The following is a 10326-nucleotide window of genomic DNA, read 5'->3' as shown; positions in this document are numbered from 1 at the left end:
ATCTTAGTTAAGATAAGCTAAATATCTTAGTTAAGATAAGCTAAATATCTTAGTTAAGATAAGCTAAATATCTTAGTTGAGATAAGCTAAATATCTTAGTTGATTCACCCTTTTCAGTGCCTCAAGCTTGCCATAAATAAGCGGTTTGTTACAGCTTCCGTAACACTACCCCTACGAAGTAATGTAGGCGATCGCCTGCTCAAAAGTCATTGCAGAGCGTCCCCATTCTCTGAGAGACTTTCGGTAAAAAGAATTAATTACCGACAAGTGTTGTGTGGGGATTCTAGCCAGTTGCCTTCGCCTAACAAGCGTGCTATATCAATGCTTATAGCCACTACAGCACTCTCATAACTGGCCCACGCCAGGACAATGAAACGACGATGAATTCACTTGGATCTCAGTCGAGAGTTGAACTACAAGATCGAGGGATGTCTCCTTTGAACAACCCCAAGGATTGGTCATGGCTATTCTGGGCTGCTGTCCCACTCTACCCCTACGGCAGGCGGCGGACAATTCGTCAGGAAATAGTTAAGGATACTATCTGGACATTCGATCAGCTTCACGGCATTCTCTACACCATCGTGCCGATTCGTATGACTGTCGTCAAGCTTTTTGGCGGAGGACTTCTGGTTTATGCACCCGTTGCTCCCACAACTGAGTGTGTCCGCTTGGTTAATGAGTTGGTAGCAAAGCACGGTGAAGTTAAGTATATCTTACTGCCAACCAGTTCTGGTCTGGAGCATAAAGTCTTCGTTGGCCCCTTTGCTCGTCGCTTTCCTCAAGCACAAGTGTTTGTTGCCTCACACCAGTGGAGTTTCCCGTTCAATCTGCCGCTTAGTTGGCTAGGTTTTCCCCAAAAACGAACTCAAGAACTCCCAGAGGACTCAAGCCTTGCTCCCTTCGCTCTGGAGTTTGACTATGCAATATTAGACATCGACTTGGGACGAGGATCTTTTGCAGAAGTTGCATTGTTTCACAAGCGATCGCGCACTCTGCTTGTAACTGATTCTATACTTTCTGTGCCAGTTGACCCACCAGAAATCCTCCAATTAGATCCTTATCCCTTACTGTTTCATGCCAGGGACAATGCCTCAGAGACAATCGAGGACAATGAAGACAACCGCCGCAAGGGATGGCAACGCATTTCACTGTTTGCGCTTTACTTCCGTCCAAGTGCTTTGGAAGTTGCTTCAATCGGACAGATGTTTCGTGATGCTCTCAAAGCACCAGAGCGATCGCTAAAAACGTACTTTGGTTTATTTCCTTTTCGCTGGCAAGAAAACTGGAAGCAGGCATTCGAGGCTCTACGAGGTCAGGGACGACCATTTGTCGCACCGATTTTGCAAATCCTCATTTTTCCTCAAGCACCAAAACAAGTCATCAAATGGGTTGATACAGTTGCAAGTTGGGATTTTCAGCAGATTATTTCCTGTCACTTTGAATCGCTAATTAAAGCAAATCCGCGTCAATTTCGGCAAGCATTTGCTTTTCTGGAAAAAAATCTTTCTTCTAGCCAAAGCCAGCCTCTATTGGAGGAAGACTTAAAATTTATTCAGGAACTTGAAGCAAGTCTAGTTAAACGCGGTATCGCAACGCCAGCTAAAGAGGATGTCTGAGAAGTATCAAATATTTATCGATCCCCTCTAACCCCCCTTAAAAAAGCTACGGTGTACACACATCTCTAAAAATCCTACCCACCCAATATTTCTGTTCAAGTGAAAGTCTCACACTGAGCAAATATCCCGCCCTGAACTAAAGTTCCGGGCTGATAAGCTAAAGTCCTCTAAAAGAGGACTAAACTAAATTTCTTGTTTAGTCCTCTTTTAGAGGACTTTGGTTATGAGACTCGGAATTTATTCCGAGGCGGGATAGATACACTGCACCAACACTTGTGTGTACACCGTAGCCTTAAAAAAGGGGGAATAAGAGTCTTAAAGTCCCCCTTTTTAAGGGGGATTTAGGGGGATCTCCAAGGATTAGATGTATATAAAAGAACTTTTCAGACATCCTATAAAGAGAATTTGTAATCAACTAGCTGAATTATTTAAAACCTCAGCGATCGCCTGGGAAATCGGTAAACCAGGACAGCGTTCCAGCCAGAAGAACTCGCCAACTGGGTTAACTTCCAGGAATACATGACGACCATCAGGAGTCAAAATAATATCAAGCGCTCCATAGTTTAAACCAAATTCTGCCATGAGTTTGAGCAATTTCTCTTCGACATCTTTGGGCAAAGTGTATGACTCCCAAGCGTCGAGTAAGGCGATTCCCTGTTTGCGCCAGTCGTAACGTGCCTTATCCAAAGCTTGAGAATCAACCGCAGCCGTTAGCACGCGTTTACCGACAATAATTGTCCGCAATTCCAATGCTTTGGGAATCTTTTCTTGAAATGTCATTGGGCAGAAACGTAAACCATCAAGGTTATCTAGATCCTCTGAGGAAATTGGATTTGTAAACACAACTTTTTCTCGCCCTTGTTCATCATAAATAGCGAAGGAAGAGAGCATTTTGGTAATCATTCCCTGCTGACACTCTTGGGCAAATTGCTTTACTGCTACTGGATTATTTGTAGTCAGAGTGCGAGGCGTATCAAGACCGATATCTCTTGCTATTTGTAATTGCAGTTGCTTATTTTCGGCTCGGCGAATATTTGGCAGAGGGTCAAGATGAAACCCCCTGATACTAGCAATCATTCCCTCAATGCTGACGCGAGATTCTTTCAGTGAGGCTTCTCTAAGTTGCCTGTCCATCGAGTTGGGAATTTTTGACCCAATTGCAATGCGCCGATACCAAACAGCTGACACTTCATTTAAATCTAATGTCTGGTCATCGACACTCAAAATCACTCGCTGACTACTACCATAGTAAATATCTAACTGCATTTCTGTGGGAAATCGGTCTGTGTCAAAACGAAATGCTTTCTTTCCTTGGGCTTCAATTGCCTGAATAACTAAAGGAATACTTTCGTTATCTTGGCTGTGAGTAATGATTAAAATAGTCACGTCGCTTCGCTCCGAATTCAAAATTCAAAATTCAAAATTCAAAATTAATAATCCCGATAAATAAATTCGCCTCGTTCCCAGTCTTCAGACTGGGAATGTATTGCTGTGGGCTGCTGCCTCTGGTCAAGTCACTGGAGGCGGAGCCTCCCAAGATGGATTCCCAGCCTGGAGGCTCTTAACCAGTCAGGGCAGGGGCTATATTTTAACTTAGTGCCATTCAGCCTTAACCCAAGCGTATTGGGTTATCAGTTGGTTGGGAATTTTTAAGTATGAGCATTTTACTTCGGACTTGTTGAAAGTAATGCAGATGCGATCGCAAAAGCAATTGGATAGTCCAAATCTCTCTCCAGCATTCCCCACTCTCCTGTAGGATTAATTTCTAAAAAAACATATTCTCCTGATGGCGTTTTAATTAAATCAAATGCTCCAAAAATCAGCCCAAACTTAGCCATAAAGGCATCCAAACAACGGATTAGTCGATCGGGTAATTGATGTGGTTGCCAGGTAAGAATCTTTTTTGTCTCGCGTCGCCAATCCTGGGTAGATGCTGCATATTCAGACGCATCTAGCGCCCCGACAAACAGATTGCCATTCACATATACTGCTCGTAGTTCTTGCTGTTTAGGGATTTGTTCTTGAAACATAACTGGACAATAGCGCAGTGTTTCAGCATCAAGTAAGTCTTCTTCTTTAACGACGCTGGTATACATGAAAAAAGAAGAGGCTTGCATCCCAGAAGAAAGAGGTCTGAGCAGCTTGACAATCATTTTTCCCTTAACTTGGTGGAAAAATTCTCGTGCTTCTTGAGGATTGTTGGTGACGAGAGTCCGAGGTATAACAAGACCTACTTCCGATGCAATCCGCAGTTGGCGTAACTTGTTTTCAGCTGCACTTATCCGGTGTAAATCATCCACCCACTTAGCATCTCTGAGGCTGTCCCAAAAGCCATCTAAGACTGCGAGTGATTCATTAGAACAGGCTGCTTGAAATTGTGGAGCCAATTCTTGACCAAGATCGGGTTGCCAAATACGCCGCATCCATACTGCTTGCACTTGCTCGGTGTTGAGGGAGCGATCGTTATATATCAGTGAATGATTGCTACCAGAGTTACTTAAATTAGCCTGGAGTTGGAGTGCGATCGGAAACTTATCAGTATCAAGACGAAATGGCTGTGCACCTAGTTTTGATACTGCTTCTGCAACTTTATCTATTGTAAAATAATCACCACTATGAGTGATTAATAAAACTACATCACGATCGAGGTGCATAAAATATTTTTATTAGTTTTTGCATTTTCACTATTGTTAACTGTTGAGAAAGCAAAATTTTAAACAAGTGAACTTAATTTTAATGAGAAGCCAACCCCTAGACGAAGTTGGCACTAACTGTATTTTTATACTGACAATAGTTTTAAAACCGCATCTTTGGTGTAATCAAAAGTATGCAGCTATGAAAGTGAAGACGGCGAACTGTCCTCATTATCTGATGGATACTTCAGAGTAACAGCCAACTCTGAAGGTGAAGACGGCGAACTGTCTTCACCATCTGATGGATACTTCTGAGTAACAGCCAACTCATCACTATCGGAAGGGTACTTCTTAGTTACTGCGCCATCTTCTTGATCGGATGGAGACTTCAGAGTTGTTACAAGTTCATCCTTATTCTTGTTTGTGGCATTATTACATTTACCACCGATAATCGCTTTTGATTCTTCCTCAGAAAGGTCTTCAAGGCTTTGCCCTTCCAAGAATCGAGCGAAGAATGGTACTGCTTGTGAATTCAACTTTTCTGGTTTGTTTTCAGACACAATCTTTCTCCTATAACAACTGAACTTAAATATCTCCTGTATTATATGACATATTACATACTAATACTTTTGCCAAAAAAAGAGTTTATACATCAACTCAACCTCGGAAATTGGCGAAGTTTGACTTACCAAAATAAGTAAATATTTATTAAAACATAAATATTTACTTTTGTGTAATTACGCTTGTATAAAGTTAAAAATGTAATAATTTTTCTTACAGCAAGTATGAATGGGGCGCAATTGTGAAACAGTATAGCAAGGGACTGGGGACTGGGGATGGTGGGGCAGGTAATTATCAAAAGATTCACTTAAATATCTTAATAATCATCCTTAAAAGCGCGATATTTCTAGGAATTATTGACTTCAAAATAATTCAAAATATTCTCTTTGCTCCCAGTTAGTCACCTGTTTTAAATAGTCTTCTGGTGGGCGATCGCCGATGGACTGCAAAAAGCGATTGTAAATTCAAATTGACCGACACCTCCTTCATTTTCTACACTCCTTAAAGGTAATCCCATTTCAACTAAGTTTTCTGCTAAAACGCGCAGTAAGTCGTGAATCTCTGGATTGTGGGATTCTAAAAGATATTGGAAACTATGCTCTACAGCGCTAACTTTAGCAGGTTCACCAGGTTTTCCAGAAGTACCAACATTAGCGATCGCTAACATTGGATCTTCTAACTTTGCCAGATACCACTCAACTTCTAAGCCGACAATATACTCCAATCCCCTTTGATGTAACTCTACCAATGATTGGCGCAAAATACCGCGACTGGAAAAGGGCATTACCTGACCATTTTGAAAGTACTCGTTACAGAGAATAAAACCAGTACGTTTTGCCCAAGGCAGAATTTTGAAGGTATCAGGGACAGGAACAGCTACAAGATTTGGCGCACCTGTCATCAAAGGCATATCTAAACTACCGCCAGGAACAAACGGGTTAAATACTATTGCACCACCAGTATCAAACAGGAATGTGCCTGTGCTGATTTGCATAGCGTTTTCTAAGGCGCTGAAAAATGTCTGCGGTAAGAGCGATTTGCTGCGAACAATCCCATGCTGGTCTGACCAAGCGGTACGAATCAACAATAGATCCCGTTCTTTGACAACAGCCTCAAGCTTTTTAGATGCTTCTTTTTGGATTTCTGTCCACAGGTGATGACGCTCAATAAATCCAGGCTTTTTCATTGCACACAAAAAATCTTAAATTAACATGGAGCCATTCTGTTGACGCTTGACGAATGTGACGATATTAACTAGAGTTCTGCATGAGTTAAAGCGTTTTAAAGCTCAATTACTTTATTTGGTTGAAATATACATTCTGGAGTGAGATTATTAGCTTATATCATTGTGAAATAAGATTCGACAGTAAGAATTTTATATTTTATTATAGCGTTTCCCGACCTACTGAGGTACTGAGTAAATCACTAATAAAATTAGGTAAGCCTCTGCGTACCTTTGCGTTTGACTCTGCGCTCGTCTGCGTTTAAAAACATTATTTTTGTACCTCACGTAACTAGGAATTGCTATATACTTAACCGTGACATGATTGCGTGGTTTCCAACTTGTAGCACCTAATTCAATACTCCTGACTTCCTTTTTTCATAAGTTAACCAATTTTTATCAATCATTGCAAAAGATGATTAAAAATTAAGATTCATTGAGTTTTCACTAACATCATGAAGGTGTAATAGAGTAAAAGTGAGAATTGGAGCGTTGACGTGGAGTTAGTAACTATACACAGACAGCCAGCAAGCATTCTTGGTTTAGCAGGGCAATCGATAGATGCTGCAACTGTTTCATTGGCATTTGAAGCGGGGATCAATTACTTTTTCTTTTACAATTTGGAATCGGAAAACTTCTTGGATGGCTTGAAATCTCTGTTGGTAGGAAAGCGTGAGCAGACCTTGGTAGCAACAGGTAGTGAAAATCGGAATATAGAATCTTTACGCAATTACTTGGACTGTGTGCGCCATCGTTTAAATATCGCGCAAGTGGATGTATTTTTTGCTGAATATGTTTCCCCTGCTGATGACATAGTTCAACTTCAAGCGGTGCTTGACGAACTGCATTCTTGGAAAGATCAAAAACTCGTGCGTTATGTAGGAGTCACAACTCACAACCTACCTATTGCCAAACAATTAATTGAAGTACGTCACATTGATGTGCTGATGCTCCGTTATAATATGGCACATCGAAAAGCTGAAGAAGATGTTCTTCCCAGCGCTTCAAAGGCAGGTATTCCAGTAGTAGCATTTACCTGTACTCGTTGGGGGTCATTACTTAAGGGGCATCCCAACTGGCAACAAAAACCACCACTAGCAGCAGACTGTTACCGAATGGCACTAAGTCATCGGGCAGTGCGTCTGGCACTTACTGCCCCAAAAAATAGGCAGCAATTACTGGAAAATCTTTCTGTGCTGCACTCACCTCAACTTTCGCAGCAGGAACTAACTCATTGGCAGGAGTATGGCGATTTAATTTATGGTACTGGACAAGACTCTTTTGATACTCAATGGATTTAAAATCCTGGTTATTGCTAGTGGTAAAGCAATTCATCTATAGTGCTATTTTTTCTTTAAACTGCTTACAAGGGTTCTGGATAACGCATATTTAATTTCACTAAATGTCTATTAATTAATTTTAATTTTTTAATATTTTCCTCTCATCTAGTCAAAATATCTGCTGAAATAAAATTAATTATAGATAAATTTCTCAAAAAATTGATTGCATATTCACAGGTAAGAAATGAGCAAGTGAGGCTGGTTCTGATATGACAACCTGTAAAAATAGGAATTGGCACTCAGATTTATTAGAAGCTATTAGTATTATTGGAGTGCTTGCTCATGGCATATTTTCTTGTGAAAATCACGCCTTAGCCCAGATGACCCCTGATGGAACATTGGGTAATAACTCTTCAAAAGTCACTCCTAATGTCAATATCAAAGGTAGTACTGCTGACCGGATTGATGGTGGAGCAATTCGCGGTACAAACCTATTCCATAGTTTCCAGGAATTCAATGTGGGTGAATTGCAGCGGGTTTATTTTGCCAATCCCACGGGAATCTCCAATATTCTCACACGGGTGACGGGAAGTAATATCTCGAATATTCTCGGTACATTAGGGGTAAATGGTAATGCAAATTTGTTTTTGATTAATCCCAATGGCATTTTATTTGGGAACAATGCACGACTAGATGTGGCGGGTTCCTTTGTCGGGAGTACGGCGAATTCTTTTGTGTTTGGCAATGGCTTGGAATTTAGTGCAACAAATCCTCAGACTCCTTCTGTATTACTAACAGTTAATCCTTCGGCTTTGCTATTCAATCAACTTCAGGCTGGCAGAATTGAAAACAGGTCAATTGCACCAACAGGAGATAATATCTTTGGTCTACGAGTACCAGATGCTCGAAGTTTGCTATTAGTCGGTGGAGAAATTGCCATCAACGAAGGTCAATTGAATGCTCCGGGTGGGCGAGTGGAATTGGCAGGAGTTGCAGGTGAGGGGACAGTCGGACTGAATGTGGATGGTAATAATTTAAGTTTGATTGTTCCTGATAATCTAGCTAAAGCCGATATCTCACTCAGTAATCAAGCCTTGGTCAGTACCAGTGGGGAAGGTGGCGGCGCTATTCAGGTGTGGGGTAAAAAAGTTACAGTTAGTGGAGGTTCCAAGATTGAAGCCAGCACTTTAGGAGCATTACCTGGAAAAGGATTGAGTGTAAATGCTTCCGAATCAGTGCAAGTCGTTGGAGAATCACCTACTGGAATTCGCAGTGGTTTATTTGCTGAAAATTCTGGGACAGGAGATGCAGGAGACCTGACAATTAACACCAGACAGTTACAAATCTTAGCAGGAGGAAAGATTTCATCTAGTACAACGAATGCAGGTGTGGCAGGAAATTTGACTGTGAATGCCTCAGAATCAGTGCAAATAATCGGTATTCCAGATAATCCCAATTTAGGCTCTACTGGTATGTTTGCTGCATCTAATGGAGTAGGAGACGCCGGAGACATCACGATTAACACTAGACAGTTACTCATCCAAAATGGAGCCGGAATTATAACCGATAGCGAAGGTAAAGGGGTTGGAGGGAGTATAACAGTAAATGCCGAATCAGTGCAGCTAGTCGGTACTGCTGTTCTTCCGCAGTTTCCTAATAGATGGTATCCTAGCAGAATAAGTTCTAACGCTTATGACATAGGGCCCGCAGGAAAGATTACGATTAACACCAATCAGTTATTAATCCAAGATGGAGCAGCGATTTCAGCTCGAACTAGCAGTAGTGGGGCTGGAGGAAGCTTGACAGTCAATGCCTCCCAATCAGTTAAACTGATAGGATCTGCTACTAATAGTAATAGTTTATTTCCCTTTCCCAGCAGCTTGTTAACTCAAACATCGAGTACAGGAACAGCAGGAGATTTGGCAATTAATACCAATCAGTTGATTGTCCGAGATGGACAACTATCTGCCAGTACTTTTGGACAAGGGAATGCTGGCAATATAAACATTGAAACTGTCACTATGAATATCATTGACAGTCAAGTGGGAAGCAGTGTTTATCGTAAAGGGTTTGCTGGAAATTTGACTATTCACGCTGCCGAGTCAGTGGAAATTAGCGGAAAAATCAAATCATTTACATCTAATATTGAAAATCCTGCTGGCTTATTTGCTCAGGTAAACCCTAGAGGTGAGGGTCGCGGTGGCAACTTGACCATTGAGACAAAACGCTTGAGTGTCAGTAATGGAGGTAAAGTGCAAGTCGCTACTTTTGGTCAAGGCGACGCTGGTAATCTCACAATTCGGGCTTCGGAAGTAGAGGTATTTGATACACCTATTGATAACCTCTATGCTATAGGTATCAATGCAGGTGTTGAAGTAGACGCAGACGAAACAGTGATTCCACCCAGAGGCAACGGTGGCGATTTAACAATTGAAACCGATCGCTTGAGTGTGAGAGGTGGTGCAATAGTATCGGTTGGAACTGCTGGAGTGGGCAATGCAGGTAAATTACGAATTCATGCGTCGAAATCTGTAGAAGTTGTTGGTAAATCAGCAAATGGTAACTTTAACAGCCAAATCAGCGCTGCGGTGACGCCAGAAGGTACTGGTAATGGGGGAAGTGTAAAGGTTGAAACTGAGCAGATGAGTGTCCGGGATGGAGGTGAAGTCACTGTCAGTAGTACCGGCGCGGGGACGGCAGGCAACCTTGACATCCAAGCTCGTTCTTTGAGCCTGGATAATCAAGGAGCGATCGCCGCCATAACCAGATCGGGGAATGGTGGTAATATTACCCTGAAGTTGCAAGACTTATTATTACTACGCAATCATAGTCAAATTTCTACCACCGCCGGCAGTAGCGAATTCGGTGGCGATGGCGGTAACATCACCATTAATAGCCCTTTCATTGTCGCCGTTCTTAAAGAAAATAGCGATATCAGCGCTAATGCCTTTACAGGAACTGGTGGTAGAGTTGACATTACAACAAACGGGATTTTCGGTATTCTCTCGCAAAAA

The 10326-nt window shown here is 41.7% G+C and carries 7 protein-coding genes; 3 read left to right on the top strand and 4 right to left on the bottom strand.

All coding sequences use genetic code 11. The features are described from left to right. The first annotated feature begins 380 nt into the window (after positions 1 to 380). On the top strand, positions 381 to 1616 hold the full coding sequence (locus RMX89_RS27475) for a DUF4336 domain-containing protein (RefSeq protein ID WP_416212011.1): 1236 nt from the start codon (positions 381 to 383) through the stop codon (positions 1614 to 1616). Positions 1617 to 2027: 411 nt separating this feature from the next. Here RMX89_RS27475 and RMX89_RS27470 read toward each other — a convergent pair whose 3' ends face one another. The 4 genes from RMX89_RS27470 to RMX89_RS27455 form a co-directional block, all read right to left on the bottom strand. Beyond that, positions 2028 to 3002, bottom strand: coding sequence for an MvdD family ATP-grasp ribosomal peptide maturase (locus tag RMX89_RS27470; RefSeq protein ID WP_322691150.1), 975 nt, complete (start codon positions 3000 to 3002; stop codon positions 2028 to 2030). A 278-nt stretch (positions 3003 to 3280) separates the two neighbouring features. After that, positions 3281 to 4270, bottom strand: a complete 990-nt coding sequence (locus tag RMX89_RS27465) for an MvdC family ATP-grasp ribosomal peptide maturase (protein ID WP_322691149.1) — start codon at positions 4268 to 4270, stop codon at positions 3281 to 3283. Between the two features lie 179 nt (positions 4271 to 4449). Further along, complete coding sequence (locus RMX89_RS27460; protein WP_322691148.1) at positions 4450 to 4809, bottom strand: microviridin/marinostatin family tricyclic proteinase inhibitor; 360 nt, start codon at positions 4807 to 4809, stop codon at positions 4450 to 4452. Between the two features lie 410 nt (positions 4810 to 5219). Next, positions 5220 to 5996 (bottom strand): hypothetical protein, encoded by a 777-nt coding sequence (locus RMX89_RS27455; protein WP_322683909.1) that lies wholly within the window; start codon positions 5994 to 5996, stop codon positions 5220 to 5222. A gap of 533 nt (positions 5997 to 6529) precedes the next feature. Here RMX89_RS27455 and RMX89_RS27450 point away from each other — a divergent pair. Together RMX89_RS27450 and RMX89_RS27445 are read left to right on the top strand one after the other, a co-directional pair. Continuing rightward, positions 6530 to 7333, top strand: coding sequence for an aldo/keto reductase (locus RMX89_RS27450; RefSeq protein WP_322691147.1), 804 nt, complete (start codon positions 6530 to 6532; stop codon positions 7331 to 7333). 248 nt (positions 7334 to 7581) lie between these two features. Continuing rightward, a partial coding sequence (locus RMX89_RS27445) for a filamentous hemagglutinin N-terminal domain-containing protein (protein WP_322691146.1) occupies positions 7582 to 10326 on the top strand: 2745 nt, incomplete at its 3' end.

Origin of the sequence: Nostoc sp. DedSLP04, from assembly GCF_034530775.1 — a bacterium.
GTDB lineage: Bacteria > Cyanobacteriota > Cyanobacteriia > Cyanobacteriales > Nostocaceae > Nostoc.
This window is presented reverse-complemented; position numbering and strand designations above follow the sequence as displayed.